The sequence below is a fragment of the Deltaproteobacteria bacterium genome, from assembly GCA_016709225.1.
In the GTDB taxonomy this organism is placed as follows: Bacteria; Myxococcota_A; Polyangia; order Nannocystales; family Nannocystaceae; genus Xiheibacterium; species Xiheibacterium phototrophicum.
This window is the reverse complement of sequence record JADJEE010000002.1, coordinates 158943-173230: the sequence shown is the minus strand read 5'-3', so window position 1 is coordinate 173230 and position 14288 is coordinate 158943. Positions and strand designations below refer to the sequence as shown.

The following is a 14288-nucleotide window of genomic DNA, read 5'->3' as shown; positions in this document are numbered from 1 at the left end:
ATCACGGCCCGATCACGGCGCCACCGGATCACGGCCCGATCACGGCGCCACCAATCACGGCCCCACCGGATCACGGCCCCACCGGATCACGGCCTCACCGGATCACGGCCTCACCGGATCACGGCCGCACCGCGCCCACCGCCATGGCACCGCAGCAGGGCCGCGACGCGGCGCGAACGTGGGCCCGGCGTCCGGCGTTGCGCGGCGCTACAGCTCGGACTTCAGCTCGGGGAAGCGCTGCAGGACCTTGCCGACGTACTTGCCGTTGGGGTAGCGCGCCAGGTACTTGCGACCGCGATCGAGCGCCTCGGTAATGCGACCGTTCTCGGTGCTGGCGAGCCACATGCGGAAGAGCGCCAGCTCGGCCGAGGGATGGTTGGGCGCGCGGCGAAGGAAGGTCTGGAAGGCGACCTCGGCGGCCTCGTAGTCGAGCGCATAGTCCATGCGCAGGATGCCGACCAGGAGGTAGCCTTCGACGGCGAGCGGGTCGCTGCCGTACTTGTCGATGAAGGTCGACAGGCACTTGGCGGCGAGGTAGCGGGTGTCGACCGCCTCGTAGAGGCCGCGGCAGGTCTCGAGCGATGCCCGAAGCTCCTTGCGCCGGGTGAGCTCCGCGTCGCGCATGAGGCTCTCGATGAGGTCCTCGCCATCGTCGTCCATCGGACGTCGCTCGGCGGCCGGCGGATTCGCAGCCGCTACCGCCCCGCCGTTGCGCGGTGTGCGGGGCGTCGCGCCGATCGCCACCGGGGCGGTCGCAGGCCGGGCCGGCACGTAGGCCATGGTCCGGAAGCGCGGGTCCTGCGGGAGGCCGGGCACGTTCCACGCCGGCGGGATGCGGCCGTCGGCGAGCGCGAGGGTCTCGCTGCCGTCGCCGTCCTCGTCACCGGGGTCGTTCGACAGCGGCAGTGCGGCCTCGACCTCGGTGAGACCGGGGTCGTCGAAGGTCGAGCGACCCACGTCGTAGCGGAAGCCCGACTCGACCTCGGCCAGCAGGCGGTTGGTCTTCGGGTGCAGCACCTCGACCTGCCCGCGCAGCACCGACACGATGGTGTTGTCGTTGGGCTCGACCTGCACGGTGAAGACGGTGCCGATCACCCGCACGACTGCCGTCGGGGTACGGATCTGCAGCACCGGATCCGACGGGCGTCGGTCGTAGCGCACCGCGGCGATGCCCCGCTCGACCTCGAGCTCGAGCAGGCTGGGCGAGGCGGCGGTCCACTCGATGCGCGAGCTCGGCGTGAAGTTGGCGACGATCTTGCCGACCAAGCCGACCTGCAGCGGATGCTCGGCGTTCACCTCGAAGTGGGTGCCGACCGGGAAGGTGTTGGTGTTCGAGGACTGACCGCCGGGGGTGACGAGATCGGCGAGCCCGCCGACGATGCGGCCATAGCTCTGCGCGGGATGTTCGATGCCGCCACCGGTGGTCGCATCGCTGCCGTCGTCGCCCGAGGCACCGGTCACCAGCGCGACCGGCTCGGGACCTTCGTCCTCGAACTTGGGCAGCGAGAGCACCTCGGGCGCCACGTCGAAGAGGGTCAAGGTCAGCACGGCGGCCGCGGTCGCGAGGCCACCCACGGTCGCGCCCACCGCCCACTTGCGGTACCACGGCTCGCGTCGCTCCGTCTTCATGCGGCGGAGGATCGCGTGGAACTCCTTCTCTTCGCGCAGCCCCGCGGGTGCGGTCGGCACCACGGGGCCTTCGTAAATGGCGTACAGCGCCCGGTGCATGCGCCGGCAATCTCGGCACGCCCGCAGGTGCTCGTCGTAGAGCTCGCGCACCGCCTGGGTCGCCCGATCGCTCAACACGAGCTCGGAGTCCTCGTGGGCCTCCTGACAGCTGTATCGCGGGCGCGGCTGGGGTTCGCGGGGTTGCATGGCGGATTCCTAGGCGACCACGAGGTCGCGCAGCTGCTTGCGTGCGCGGGTGAGGCGGTCGCCGATGGTGCTGATCGGCTTGTCGAGGATCTCGCTGATCTCCTGCAGCGTCAGACCTTCATAGTGATACAGCACGAAGACTTCACGGAGATCGGGTCGCAGCTGCTGCAGGATGCGGTGTGCCTCGTCACGCGCCTCGACGCGGGTGGAGCCGACCTTGGTCGCGCCGCTCGAGTTGAACCAGTTGAGCGCCGACTTCACGCGCTCGCGTCGAAACCGCTGGCGCAGGAGGTTGTGCGTGGTGTTGGCGGTGATGCGGTAGAGCCACGTGCCGAGCGTGGAGTTGCCCTGGAACCGATCGAGCGCGTTGAAGGCCCGAGCGAACACGATCTGCGTGAGGTCGTCGATCTCGCCGTCGTGGCCGAGCAGACGGTAGAAGTGCGCGCGGACCTGGGCCTGGTAGGTCGAGTAGATTTGGCGCAGCGCACGGTGCTCACCGACGCGGGCACGTGCGACGAGCTGGCGCTCCTCCGGGCTGAGGAACGTGCCGGACTCCGACGCAGCTGCGTCCGCAGTCTGCGTATGCGCAATCGCAAGATTCTCGACGTGTTCGAGCATCGAGGATTCGGAGCGGCCCTTTCGCACTGTGGGACAACCCTTTCGGAAACTTTTCCGGGACCTCGTCAGCTTATCGGGGGATGGGGCGCGGGAAAAGCCCCGACCGGCCCCTGGCTCGCCCGCACGAAGGTGCCCAGGCGGCGCGGGTGATCGTGGGATGATGCGCTGGGGGTCCGATCGCGCGCCCCCGCCCGCCGCGATGCCGCGCCCGCCGCCGAATCCCCTGCCACGCCTGGCCTGTCGCGGGTGGCCGAGCGTCTCGGCCTATTGGGCCGAGCCGATCGCACGCGCCGAGCTGGTGGCCAAGTACGAGGGATTGTTGGCGTTGGTCGATGCGGCGGCGGGCGAGCCGGTGGCCGGGGTGGCGCGCGGGCTCGCGGCGCGTTGGCCCGGCGCGCTGCGGGAGGCCCAGCTGGTACCGCGGGCAATCCTCGTGCGGCGAGCATCGGCGAGCGCGGGCGCCCCGTGCCCCCGCGCCGAGCTGGCGGCGGCGGGCGAGGCGGCGGTCGTGCTTTGGGCCGACCTCCACCGCCTGCTCGGCGATCTGCAGGCGATGCGGGGAGCGGGCGATCCCTGGCGCGGGTTCGCGCGGTTGGAGGGCGCCGCCCGTGGGCGCTGGCCGGCCGCGGTCCCCGACGACCCGGCCGCCGCGGGGGCGTGGGCGGAGGTCGGCCTCGACGCTCGCCTGCCGCGGGCGTGGTTGGCGGCGGTCGCCGGACTCACCCCTGCCGAGCTCGACGGCTGGCTGCGGCGATGAGGCCGCGCTTTCGGGCATGCTTGCGTCGACATGGCCACGAGCCTCCAGCGGGTACTCGCCGCGATCGGTCTGGTCGGCGTGGTGCTGGTCGGCGTGTGGCTGTCGAACAAGTTCCCGCGCGAGTCGTCGGCCCGCACCCGCGTCATCCGCAGCGGTGAGCGCGACGTCGCCACCGTGCGCGCGTCGGTGGCGGAGCAACGCACCGAGCTCGAGCAGGGCAAAAGTCAGCGGCTGCAGCACCTCGAATCGCTGGCACAGGCGTGGCAGGTGCCGATGTCGGCGGCGCACATGGCTGCGCCGCTGGTGCACGCGATCGAGCTCGAGGACGCGATCGTGCTGGCGCCGGGCAAGCAGTGGAGCTCCGCGCACCTGCGGGTGACGGCGGTGGTCGAGCGCGTCACGTACCGCCAGCACGGCGTGAGCGTCGCGGCCAACCACACCATCGCGCGCATCGAGAACATCGGCACGCAGCCGGTCGCCTATCTGGTGCGGGCGAGCTCGGCGGAGCGCGGGCGCTGCGAGGTCCATGGCTCGCGCATGCACAACGCCATCGCCCTGCGGCCGCGCGAGGCCGCCGACGTGGTGCTCTGCGCGGGCAGTGGCTCGGTGCGCCTCGAGCATGTCGAGGTGCTGGAGATCGACGAGTTCCAGCAGCGCCTGCTGAGCCAGCTGTCACCGCGCGCGCTCGGGTCCGACGACATGACCGCGCTGGCCCACCAACCGTTCGAGGCGGTCGAGTCGTGTGGCGCCCTCGCGGCGCCGTCGCTGGCCGGGCTCATCCACGACGGCACGGCGACCTGGGCCGACCTGGTCGACTACTACGCGCGGCACGACTGTCACGTGGATGCGTTCGTGCCGGGCTACCATCGCCTGCGCCCGCGCGACGGCTGAACACCGCCCCGAAATCCCCGCGGCTCGCCCCCGTCGCACACGCGCCCGGACGGGGGCAACGGCGCGCCCGTGGGGGCCCCGCGCGGCCTCGCGGGGCGGCGGCGGACCGAACCCCTTGCCCGTCGCGGTCGGCCGCGCCGTGGGGTCGTCGCCCGCGACCTCCAGGGGCCTCCAACCTTGCAGCTTGATATCGCAGGGTTTTCCCACCTACGATGGGGCTTGCCCGGGGCGGTTTGCCTGGGGCCGTCGAGGTCGCAGTCGTGACGAAGTCCGAACTCATCGAGGTGGTCGCGCAGGAAGCCAATCTCACCAAGGGGCGGGCTGAGCTGGTCATCAATACGATCTTCGAGGCGATGGTCGACGCGTTGCGACGCGACGAGGGCATCGAGATCCGCGGGTTCGGCAGCTTCACCGTGCGGCAGTACAAGCCGTACGAAGGCCGCAACCCACGCACCGGCGACACCGTCCACGTGGCGCCGAAGCGTCTGCCATTCTTCAAGGTCGGCAAGGACTTGCGCAAGCGCATCAACGGCGAGCGCCCCGAGGGGGCCCCACCGCCGCGCCGTCGGGAGCCGCCGAAGGCCGCGCAGAGTGCTCAACAGGCCGCGAAGTCCCCGGCGCGACCGGGCCCGGGCGTCTCCGAGGACGTCATCTAGTCAGTGCGTCGACGGCCGGCGCGGGTGCGCGAGCCCGTCGTGATCGTCATCGCCATCGGACGCCGCGCGACGCAGCGCGCCGCTGCGGACATCGATCCGCACCCGCGTGCCCTCGGCGATCGCCATGCAGCCGCGCGCGCCGAGCAACGCCGACAAGCCCAGCTCGCGGGCCATCAAGGCCCCGTGCCCGAGGGCACCGCCGTGCTCGCACACGACCGCGCGGACCTCGAGGCGCGCGAGCACGACCGCGGCCTGGGCGGTCAGCGCGGGCAGGGCAACCACCGCACCGGTCGGCGGCGGCGAGGCCAGCAACGCCGCGAGGTCGGGGCGCGGCGCGAGCGGCCCGGTGAAGTCGGAGCCGAGCGCGAAGCCCCGCAGCCACCGCGTCGGGACCCCCGCCGGCGCGCCGTCGACGATGCGGCTGGGCACGCGCAGCGCCGCCGCGCGTCGCTGCCGTTCGCGGCGCGCGGCGACGCGTTGCGCGACGTCGGGCAGCCCGTGTTGCGCGAGCGCGGCGAGCTCGTCGGGGGCCAGCGCGAAGACGTCGTCGCCGAGCCCGAGCGCAGCACCGGCGGCTCGCCATGCGGATCGAGCCGCGCGCAGTCCGAGCGCGAAGAGGTGGTCGTCCCACTCCGTCAACAGCGTGGCCGCGCCGCGCTCGTCGGTGGGCAGGGGCAGCCCGCGCTCGGGCGCCTCGAGCCCCACGGGTGCCTTCGGTTCGCCGGCCAGCGACGGCGACGCGACGTCCCACGCGACCGGTAGCACGTCGAGTACCGCCTCGCGACCGCGGAGGCAGAACGGATCCGCGGGGTCGATCGCCGGTGCATGCGCGGCGGCGCGCGCGGGGATGAGCTCGCCGGTGTACACGTCGATCATCGCGAGGAAGGCCGCGAGGCCGCGCGCGAAGATCGCGTCGATCGCCGCGGCGGTGGTCGGCACCGGCTCGCGCTCGAGCGCGGCCAGGCGGGCACGCGCGGCCGGTAGCACCTCGTCGCGCAGGCGCGCGAGCACCTGCATCGTCGACGTCACGGGCGCGGCGGTGGCCGCGAGCTCTCGCACGAGCGTGCGAGTGTAGAGCCAGCCGCCCAGCGGTCGCAGGCCGCCGGTGCGCGGGCGCTGGCTCGCGAGCCAGCGCACCAACCACGCGTGGGCGAACGACAGCGGCTGTGGGTTGTGCTCGGCGTCGAGCTGCCAGGTGCCGTCGCCGGGGATCACGTCGCCGTCCTCGGCGACGAGCGCAACGAACGACTCCCAGTCGGGGAAGAGCGGTGCGGTCAGCGGCCGCGCCTGCACCACGAACACGGTGTCGTCGCGATCGATCGCCAGCTCGAGGTCGAGCCCGAAGCCCGCGCCGGGCAGCGCCGTGCTCGCGGCCGCCGCGATCGTCATCGTGGACGCCCGGGCGCGGTGGGGCCACCCGGCCAGCGGCCCCGAGTAGCGCGGGCTCGCGCCGCTAGCGAAGGCGTCGAGTCGGCCGTCGAACTCTTCGAGATAGGCGCGCCCGTGCTCACTGGCCAGCACCGCGCGGGCGCACGCGTCGACCTGCCGCTGCACGATGATTCCGTCGCGCGGGTGGGTGGGCATGCCAGCGCGCGCGCGCGCGGCCGCGATCTGCGAGACCGCCGCGCGGTAGCTCGCGAGGTCGTCCACGTCGCCCACGCTCTCGCCCAGGCCAGCGCCGCTGTGTCGTTCGCCGTCCTCGAGGACGAGCGCCGAGCGCACGATCACCTTGCCCTGCGCCACGAGCTCCGACGCGGCGGCGAGCGGCGCCGCTGCGCCGGCCTCGGCGAGCGCGCACGCAAAGCCCCGCGGCACCGGCAGCGCGGCTGCGGCCGCGCGCGCAAGGCCGTCTGCCTTCGGCGGCAGCTCGGGGTGCTCGCCGTCGTGCAGCCATCGCAGCGACATGGTCGGCGTCGATGGTAGACCATCGATGCCGCATGTCGAGCTGGGTCGACGATCACCTCTCGTGCGCACCGCTGCCGCGGTGGTTGCCCGCGTGGTCGAGCACATCGACGACCAGGACCGTGGTGGTCGGGCGGCCACCGGGGCGACTCGCAGGCCTGCTCGCGGCGCTCGACGGCGCCGGGACGACGCACGTCGGGTTGCTGGTGTGCGCCGCGGCGCTGTCCGATCGCGGCGACGTGCTGGCGACCGAGCTGCGTGCGCGCGCGACCACGGGCGCGTCGCCGGGCGACGTGCAGGTCGTGGACCTCGCGTGGCTGTCGAGCTGGCGCGCACGCGTGGGGCTGTGGGGCTGGCGACGCGAGCCGGTGCGACGTGCGATGGCGCAGCGGCTCGCGCGACTCGCCGACGGCGGACTCGATCGACTGCAGCAGTGGGTCTGCCTCGCGCCCGCGCCGTGCGTGGTCACGCTGGGGCGGCTGCGCGCCGATGCATCCGACCGCTAGGCGCACGCGATCGCGTCGCGCCATCCCCGGCGCAGCTGGGCGAGCGCAGCCGCATCGCCGGCGGGCTCGAAGCGACGCTCGCGTTGCCACGTGCGCTCGAGGGTGGGCAGGTCGGGCCACAGTCCCACGCCGAGGCCGGCGAGCGCGGCCGCGCCGAGGCCGGTGGCCTCGAGCACGCGCGGTCGATCGAGCGCGACGCCGAGTAGATCGCACTGGATCTGCATCAACAGGTCGTTGGCCGCGGCGCCGCCATCCACCCGCAACACGTCGAGGCCGCGTCCGAGGTCGGCCGCCATCGCGGTCGCGAGGTCGGCGATCTGCAGCGCGATGCCCTCGAGGGCCGCACGTGCGATGTGGGCCTTGGTCGAGCCGCGGGTGAGCCCGCGAATGAGGCCACGCGCGTCGGCCCGCCAGTGCGGCGCGCCGAGGCCTGCGTGGCCGGGCACCACCACGACGCCGCCGGAGTCCGGCACGCTGGCGGCGAGCGCCTCGACGTCAGCCGAGCGCGCGATGATGCCGAGCCCGTCGCGGAGCCACTGCACCACCGCACCGGCCATGAACGACGAGCCCTCGAGGCAGTAGGTGGTCGTGTCGCCGAGCTGCCACGCGACCGAGGTCAGCAGGCCGTGCGACGACGGCACCGGCTTGGCGCCGGTGTTGAGCAACATGAACGCACCGGTGCCGTAGGTGCACTTGGCCTGGGCCACGTGGAAGCAGGCCTGCCCGAACAGCGCCGCCTGCTGATCACCGGCGATGCCGTGGATCGGGATGCCGTCGGGCAATCCCGGGACCCCGCGGGTGGTGCCGAAGCTGGCGTTGCACGGGCGCACCTCGGGCAGCAGGTTGCGCGGCACCGCCAGCAGCTCGCACAGCTCGTCGCTCCAGCCGCCGCCGGTCAGTGGCCACAGCAGCGTGCGCGAGGCGTTGCTGGGCTCGGTGGCATGCACCGCGCCGGCGGTCATGCGCCACAGCAGGTAGCTGTCGATGGTGCCCGCAGCCAGCTCGCCCCGGGCCGCCGCGGCGCGGGCCCCCTCGACGTGGTCGAGGGTCCAAGCCAGCTTCGTGGCCGAGAAGTAGGGATCGAGCACCAACCCGGTCAGCTCGCGCAGGCGCGGCTGCAGCCCGCGCTCGCGCAGCGCCGCGCAGTGATCGGCGGTGCGACGGTCCTGCCACACGATGGCGCGGTGTAGCGCGCGGCCGTCGTCGCGGCGCCACACCAGCGAGGTCTCGCGTTGGTTGGTGATGCCGATCGCCGCGATGCGCGAGGTGTCGATGCGGCCACCACCCACCGCGCCGTCGATCGCCGCCAGCACCGAGCCCCACACCTGCTCGGGGTCGTGCTCGACGAGGCCGGGGCTGGGGAAGTGCTGCGGGAACTCGACGGTGTGGCGCGCGATCACCTGCGCGCTGGCGTCGACGACCAGGCACGTGCTGCCAGTGGTGCCTTGGTCGATGGCGAGGACGAGGTCGGTCGTGGGCATGGTGCGCTCCGGCCGTCGCACGCGAGCAACGGCGGCGCGACGACGAGCGCACCGTAGCATCCCCGGCGGGCCGCAGCTGCAGCCCACGACGTGGCGCGGCCCGCTTGCTATGCTCGCGACCGAAGGGCCCGCAGGTTGGTGACGCAGACGAGCGACGCAGCCGCACCGACCCCGGGAGAGCCGCGCGGGTTCGTCCGCGTGCTGGTGGTCGACGACGAGGCCCCGCTGCGGCAGATGCTCGAGCTGCTGTTGCGGCGCGAGCACTACCAGGTCGTCCACGCCGACAGCGGCGAAGCGGCCATCGAGCTGCTGGGGCGCGAGGACGTCGACGTGGTGCTGACCGATGTGCGCATGCCCGGCATGGGCGGCCTCGCGCTGGTCGAGTGGCTCAAGCGCGAGCGCCCGGGGCTGACCGCGATCGTGATGAGCGCCTTCGGGACCATCGAGCTCGCGCTCGAGGCCATGCACGCGGGCGCGTACGACTACATCGCCAAGCCCTTCAAGCAGGACGAGGTCGTGCTCACGCTGCGCAAGGCCGAGGAGCGCGAGCGATTGCGGCGCGAGAACCACGCGCTGCGCCAGCAGCTGCGCGACTCCGGGGCCACCACCGAGTGGCTCGGCGACATGCTGATCCGCAGCGCGGCGATGCAGCAGGTCGCTCGCACCGTCCGCAAGGTCGCGCCGTTCAAGACCGGCGTGCTGGTGCTGGGCGAGTCGGGCGTGGGCAAGGAGCTGGTCAGTCGCGCGATCCATGCCGCGAGCCCGCGTGCGAGCGGGCCGTTCGTGGCGGTCAACTGCGGCGCGATCCCCGAGTCACTGCTCGAGTCGGAGCTGTTCGGCCACGTGCGCGGCGCCTTCACCGACGCGACCGCGGACAAGCGGGGTCTGTTCGAGGAGGCCAAGGGCGGCACGCTCTTCCTCGACGAGATCGGCGAGCTGCCGCTGGCGCTGCAGGTCAAGCTGCTGCGCGCGCTGCAGGAGGAGGAGGTGCGGCGTGTCGGCGACGTCCGCTCGATCAAGATCGACGCCCGGGTGCTCGCCGCGACCTCGCGCGAGCTGCATCAGATGGTCGAGGACGGCAGCTTCCGCCAGGACCTCTACTATCGCCTCGACGTGATGCCGATCGCGGTGCCACCGCTGCGGGAGCGCAGGGACGACATCCCACCGCTGGTCGAGCACTTCATCGCGCGGGTCAACGCGCGCCTGGGCACGAAGGTCCGTGGGCTCAGCGAAGAGGCGCTCGCGCGACTGCTCGCGTATCACTGGCCGGGCAACGTCCGCGAGCTCGAGAACACCATCGAGCACGCGGCGGTCATGTGCGAGGGCGGCATCCTGCAGCTCGGCGACCTGCCCGAGCGCGTGCACAAGACCGCGAGCCCGAGCGCCGGCTTCACGCTCGCGCTGCCCGAGGGTGACCTCTCGGTGAAGCGGGCCCAGCGGGCGCTCGAGCGGGAGTTCATCCTGCGGGCCCTGGCGCAGACCGACGGCAACCGCACCCATGCGGCCAAGCTGCTCGACCTCAGCCACCGGGCGCTGCTCTACAAGATCAAAGAGTTCGGCCTGGGCTGACCGCGTCGGCCTTGCGCGCGGTGCCCGCGGTTTCGGTGCATCCTCTTTGGAAGCGGCCGCGCCGGAGGGTCGCGATCCCCGCGGGCCCGGCTCGGGGGTCGGCGTCGGGTTCGCGAGGGTTTCTTGGGCCAAGGGGCCCGGCCGTGGAATGCTGGCGCGTCCCCCGGCCCGCGTGTGCCTTCGCCCGCGCCGCCCCGCCGCCGCCCCATGCCCGCCTTCGCCAACGATCTCGTGGACTTGCTCCACCTCGGCCGGTTCGACAGGCGGAGTTCGCGCGCTCGGATCACTACAATGACCTATCAATGGCCTATCACTGTCATTCAACTACATATCACTGAAGGGCAACGAACGCGTTGACGGATCAGCGATCGGGACCGATGATGTACGGGCTTCTTCAGGATGGATCCGGAACCAACGCAAGGCGCGAAGGCGGCCCCCTCGGGGCATGCGAGCGCGTCCGTGCCCGAGCACGACGATCCGCCCCGCACGGCGGAGGCGCCCTCGCGCGGCGGCGACGCGCCGACACGCAAGGAGCCCGCACGCAGCGAGGCGGCCGTGGAGCCGGCGGTGCCGACGAAGCGACGCCGTGCCAAGCAGCCGGCGGTGCGCGAGAACGCGGGCCTCGTGCCCAACAACGTCAAGCGCCTGCGTCAGGCCGCCATGATGAGCAAGGCCGAGCTCGCCCGCCGCGCGGGGGTCAGTCCCTTGACCATCGACCGCGTCGAAGCCGGCTGCCCCTGCCGGATGGACACCAAGCGCAAGATCCTCGAAGCCCTCGGCCTGCAGCCCTCTGCGGCCAAGGAAGTCTTCCCGGACGAAGACCTCGGCTGAGCTCGGCCGGGTGCTTCGAGCTTGAACACAATTTCCGCCACGCGCTCGCGCATGGCAGGCTGACGCTGGGATAGGCCTCGTCGTGGCGAAGCAGTGCATCGGTCTGGACATCGGCTCGAGCGCGATCAAGCTCGTGCAGCTCAAGCCGTCGGGGCGGAGCATGAGTCTGCAGAACTTCGGGATCGAGCCCGTTGCGCCCCAGACCATCGTCGACGGCGTGATCCTGAACCACGGCGCCCTGGTCGACGCGATCAAGAGCCTGACCAAGCGCGTGCACCTCAAGGGCAAGCACATCGCGCTCGCGGTCTCGGGCAACGCCGTGATCATCAAGCGGCTGACCATCCCGGCCATGGACGGGCCCGCGCTCGACGAGCAGATGGAGTGGGAGGTTCGCCAGAACATCCCCTTCGCCCGTGAGGACGTGCTCGTCGACTACGAGGTGCTGGTCAAGCAGACCCCCACCGGCCAGATGGAGGTGCTGCTGGTCGCGGCGAAGCGCGAAATCGTCGCGCAGTACCAGCAGGTCGTCCGCGACGCCGGCTTCCAGCCCGTGATCGTCGACGCGGCCGCACTCGCGCTACAGAACGCGATCGAGCTCGGCATCGGCTTCGCGCCCGGCGACACCGTGGCGATCATCAATGTCGGCGCGACCTACTCGACGCTCTCGATCATCTCGAGCGGCCAGCCCTCGTTCAACCGCGACCTGGGCACCGGCGGCAACACCTACACCGAGGCCATCCAACGGCAGCTGGGCGTGAGCCTCGACGGTGCCGAGGCCTACAAGGTCGGCGGTGCGTTCGCGGCCGCAGGCGCAGCCGCCGACGTGGTGCCGCAGGAGGTCCACCGCATCCTCTGGCAGGTGTCCGAGCAGGTCGCCGAGGAATTCCAACGTTCGTTGGATTTCTACATGAACGACGCCATCGACGCCCGCCTGAGCCGCATTTACCTGAGCGGCGGCTCGTGCCTGGTACCGCAGCTGCCCAAGGCGATCCAAGATCGCTCTCGCATCCCGGTGGAGATCATCAACCCATTCGCGCGCGTCGTGGTCGACACGCGGCGCTTCGACGTCGAGTACTTGCGCGTGAACGCCCCGGTTGCGACCGTGGCATTCGGCCTGGCCGCACGCCGTCCGGGGGACTCCGAATGATTCGCATCAACCTCGCGCCGACCAAGCGCAAGCGCAGCTCCGCCGGCACGGTCGTGGCGGCGGCGCCCGGGCGCAACAACACTGCGGTGGCGTCGGGCGGGGGCGGCTCGGGCGCGGCCTCGCTGCTGCTCATGGTCATCGCCTGGGCCGCGCTGGGCGGCGCGGGCTGGTATCTGCTCGGCATCGAAGAAGACGCGACCCTCGCGGTGCGAGGCCAGGCCGCGACGATCGGCAACGAGGTCAACGAGATCAAGGGCGTGATCGACGAGGCCGGCCTCAAGGCTCGCGAAGACGACATCGCGCGCCAGAAGCTGGCGATCGACAAGCTGAAGGCCAAGCAGCGCACGCCGGTCTACGTGATGTACGAGATCGCGAGCATCCTGACCGATGCGCAGCTCGGCGGCTCCGTCACCATCGACCAAGAGAAGTACAAGAAGAACAAGGCCGACGATCCGCAGAGCGAGATCAACGAGCGCTGGGATCCTTCGGGCCTGTGGCTGACCAGCATCGAGGAGAACGGCTCGAAGCTCACCATCTCGGGCGCGGCGCGGGACGCCGCCGATCTCTCCGAGTTCACCCGCCGGCTGCGCGCGAGCGTGTGGTTCGGCGACATCACCCACCCCGACTACGAACGCGTCGACGACCAGCGCAGCTCGACCGACGCCGTGCGGCACCTGACGTGGAAGCTCGACGTCGAAGTGCGGCGCTGGAACTGAAGGACGGCAGTGGAAGGCTTCGGACGCATCCCGATCTGGCAGCGACTGCTGCTGTTCCTGCTGGTGGCCGGCGTGATCGTCGGTGGCTGGTACTTCTTCTTCTACGTCGACGCCGTCGACGGGCGCGCCAACGCTGAGGCAGCGCTGACCGCAGCGCAGACGGAGCTCGCCGAGGTCAAGACCAAGCGCGACAACTTCGACGCCGAGAAGCGCAAGATCGAGGCCGCCGAGGCCGCGCTGGAGGAGCAGCGCGAGGTGCTGCCGCTGACCGCGTCGACCGTCGACAACTTGATGCAGACCTTCCAGCAGCAGTCGCGGCTGGTGGGCATGACGGTGGAGAGCTGGACCAACGAGCCCGAGGAGTTCCAGGACTTCTACGCCCGCATGCCCATCAAGGTGCGCGCGACGGGTACGTGGACGCAGGTCGGCGAGTTCTTCCGCCGGGTGTCTGAGCTCAAGCGCATCGTCAGCGTCGATCGGCTGTCGCTCCAGGCCGGCAAGGACAAGCGCACGCCGGGTTCGAAGGAAGCCGCCGAGCGCGCGCCGCTCGAGATCGAGTTCGAGGCTGCGACCTATCGCTTCCTCACCGATGAAGAGCGCAACGCCGCCGCCGAGAAGGGCGCGGCCAAGAAGGGCAGGCGCAAGAAGTGAGACGGACCGCTGCACCCATCTCCGTGGCGCGTACGTGCGCGCTGGCGCTGCTGCTCACCGCCGCATGCGTCGACGACGGCGGCGCCGAGGTCTCGAAACAGCGCGGCTCACCCGGCCTCAAGGCCGGTGGCGGTGGTTCGGGCGCCAAGGCGGCCCCGGCCAAGGCCAGCGGGGGCGGCAGCGGCACCAAGCTGAGCGGTCCGGCGCCGCGCAAGAGCGCCGAGGGCGACGAAGAGGACGCGCTGCCCAGCGAGCTGCCGGCGCGCCCGCCCATCGCGCTCGACGCGAAGTCGTTCCAGCGCCGCCGCGATCCGTTCTTGAGCTTCGTGGCCAACGAGATCGTCGTGCCCGAGCCGGACCGCCCGCGTGCCGATCGCAAGGTCGAGATGCAGCAGTACGCGTTCGAGGACCTCAAGCTGGTCGCGATCGTGAACGCCGGTCGCAACCTGCGGCCGCGGGCGCTGTTCGTCGCCAGCGACGGCCGCAGTCGCTCGATCATGCAGGGCCAGTACTTCTCGAGCGCCGAACTTTTGCTTGCCGCGGTGAATCGAGACTATGTGGAGGTCGAGGTCGTAGATGATGACCTGGCCAGCAGTCTCAATCTCCAGCGGGGCGAACGCCGCGCCATTTATTTGCGCAACGATTGACAGTGGAGCGACCCTCCGATGATGCGCTTCGGTTCTGCACC

Annotated in this window: 14 protein-coding genes; 10 read left to right on the top strand and 4 right to left on the bottom strand. The window is 71.6% G+C overall.

Annotation, left to right across the window (positions count from 1 at the left end; all coding sequences use genetic code 11):
• Positions 1-207 precede the first annotated feature (207 nt).
• Both IPH07_14910 and IPH07_14905 read right to left on the bottom strand, forming a co-directional pair.
• Positions 208-1875: a FecR domain-containing protein gene (locus tag IPH07_14910; protein ID MBK6918681.1), complete on the bottom strand. Its 1668-nt coding sequence runs from the start codon at positions 1873-1875 to the stop codon at positions 208-210.
• A gap of 9 nt (positions 1876-1884) precedes the next feature.
• The gene (locus tag IPH07_14905) at positions 1885-2493 is read right to left on the bottom strand and encodes an RNA polymerase sigma factor (protein MBK6918680.1); all 609 of its coding nucleotides are present in this window, start codon (positions 2491-2493) and stop codon (positions 1885-1887) included.
• Between the two features lie 199 nt (positions 2494-2692).
• On the opposite strand from IPH07_14905, the gene IPH07_14900 reads away from it, so the two are divergent.
• The 3 genes from IPH07_14900 to IPH07_14890 all read left to right on the top strand — a co-directional run bounded on the left by IPH07_14900 (position 2693) and on the right by IPH07_14890 (position 4797).
• The gene (locus tag IPH07_14900) at positions 2693-3250 is read left to right on the top strand and encodes a hypothetical protein (GenBank protein MBK6918679.1); all 558 of its coding nucleotides are present in this window, start codon (positions 2693-2695) and stop codon (positions 3248-3250) included.
• Positions 3251-3280: 30 nt separating this feature from the next.
• Complete coding sequence (locus IPH07_14895) at positions 3281-4141, top strand: hypothetical protein (GenBank protein MBK6918678.1); 861 nt, start codon at positions 3281-3283, stop codon at positions 4139-4141.
• A 260-nt stretch (positions 4142-4401) separates the two neighbouring features.
• Positions 4402-4797: an integration host factor subunit beta gene (locus IPH07_14890; GenBank protein ID MBK6918677.1), complete on the top strand. Its 396-nt coding sequence runs from the start codon at positions 4402-4404 to the stop codon at positions 4795-4797.
• Here IPH07_14890 and IPH07_14885 read toward each other — a convergent pair whose 3' ends face one another.
• On the bottom strand, positions 4798-6702 hold the full coding sequence (locus IPH07_14885; protein MBK6918676.1) for a hypothetical protein: 1905 nt from the start codon (positions 6700-6702) through the stop codon (positions 4798-4800).
• Positions 6703-6734: 32 nt separating this feature from the next.
• Here IPH07_14885 and IPH07_14880 point away from each other — a divergent pair, with 32 nt between their 5' ends.
• Positions 6735-7205 carry a hypothetical protein gene (locus tag IPH07_14880; GenBank protein MBK6918675.1) on the top strand — a complete coding sequence of 157 codons (471 nt, stop codon included), beginning with the start codon at positions 6735-6737 and terminating at the stop codon, positions 7203-7205.
• On the opposite strand, the gene glpK is transcribed toward IPH07_14880, so the two are convergent.
• Positions 7202-8686: a glycerol kinase GlpK gene (gene glpK / locus IPH07_14875; GenBank protein ID MBK6918674.1), complete on the bottom strand. Its 1485-nt coding sequence runs from the start codon at positions 8684-8686 to the stop codon at positions 7202-7204. The genes IPH07_14880 and glpK overlap by 4 nt on opposite strands.
• A gap of 234 nt (positions 8687-8920) precedes the next feature.
• Here glpK and IPH07_14870 point away from each other — a divergent pair, with 234 nt between their 5' ends.
• From IPH07_14870 to IPH07_14845, 6 genes are all read left to right on the top strand, one after another.
• A complete protein-coding gene (locus IPH07_14870) occupies positions 8921-10255 on the top strand; it encodes a sigma-54-dependent Fis family transcriptional regulator (protein MBK6918673.1) in 1335 nt (444 codons plus the stop codon).
• A gap of 399 nt (positions 10256-10654) precedes the next feature.
• Positions 10655-11086: a helix-turn-helix domain-containing protein gene (locus IPH07_14865; GenBank protein ID MBK6918672.1), complete on the top strand. Its 432-nt coding sequence runs from the start codon at positions 10655-10657 to the stop codon at positions 11084-11086.
• Between the two features lie 82 nt (positions 11087-11168).
• A complete protein-coding gene (gene pilM, locus IPH07_14860) occupies positions 11169-12233 on the top strand; it encodes a type IV pilus assembly protein PilM (GenBank protein MBK6918671.1) in 1065 nt (354 codons plus the stop codon).
• Entirely contained in the window at positions 12230-12949 is a 720-nt protein-coding gene (locus IPH07_14855) for a PilN domain-containing protein (GenBank protein ID MBK6918670.1), read from the top strand. The genes pilM and IPH07_14855 overlap by 4 nt, the downstream gene beginning before the upstream one ends.
• 9 nt (positions 12950-12958) lie before the next feature.
• On the top strand, positions 12959-13600 hold the full coding sequence (gene pilO / locus IPH07_14850; GenBank protein MBK6918669.1) for a type 4a pilus biogenesis protein PilO: 642 nt from the start codon (positions 12959-12961) through the stop codon (positions 13598-13600).
• A 23-nt stretch (positions 13601-13623) separates the two neighbouring features.
• Positions 13624-14247: a hypothetical protein gene (locus IPH07_14845; GenBank protein ID MBK6918668.1), complete on the top strand. Its 624-nt coding sequence runs from the start codon at positions 13624-13626 to the stop codon at positions 14245-14247.
• The last annotated feature ends 41 nt before the right edge of the window (positions 14248-14288 follow it).

What these genes read in the sequence shown, in the direction of transcription:
- IPH07_14895 (MBK6918678.1), top strand. Translation starts at nt 3,281, where the DNA reads ATGGCCACGAGCCTCCAGCGGGTACTCGCCGCGATCGGTCTGGTCGGC.
- IPH07_14865 (MBK6918672.1), top strand. Translation starts at nt 10,655, where the DNA reads ATGGATCCGGAACCAACGCAAGGCGCGAAGGCGGCCCCCTCGGGGCAT.
- IPH07_14885 (MBK6918676.1), bottom strand. Translation starts at nt 6,702, where the DNA reads ATGTCGCTGCGATGGCTGCACGACGGCGAGCACCCCGAGCTGCCGCCG.
- IPH07_14905 (MBK6918680.1), bottom strand. Translation starts at nt 2,493, where the DNA reads ATGCTCGAACACGTCGAGAATCTTGCGATTGCGCATACGCAGACTGCG.
- IPH07_14880 (MBK6918675.1), top strand. Translation starts at nt 6,735, where the DNA reads ATGTCGAGCTGGGTCGACGATCACCTCTCGTGCGCACCGCTGCCGCGG.
- IPH07_14900 (MBK6918679.1), top strand. Translation starts at nt 2,693, where the DNA reads ATGCCGCGCCCGCCGCCGAATCCCCTGCCACGCCTGGCCTGTCGCGGG.
- IPH07_14910 (MBK6918681.1), bottom strand. Translation starts at nt 1,875, where the DNA reads ATGCAACCCCGCGAACCCCAGCCGCGCCCGCGATACAGCTGTCAGGAG.
- IPH07_14855 (MBK6918670.1), top strand. Translation starts at nt 12,230, where the DNA reads ATGATTCGCATCAACCTCGCGCCGACCAAGCGCAAGCGCAGCTCCGCC.
- IPH07_14870 (MBK6918673.1), top strand. Translation starts at nt 8,921, where the DNA reads ATGCTCGAGCTGCTGTTGCGGCGCGAGCACTACCAGGTCGTCCACGCC.
- glpK (MBK6918674.1), bottom strand. Translation starts at nt 8,686, where the DNA reads ATGCCCACGACCGACCTCGTCCTCGCCATCGACCAAGGCACCACTGGC.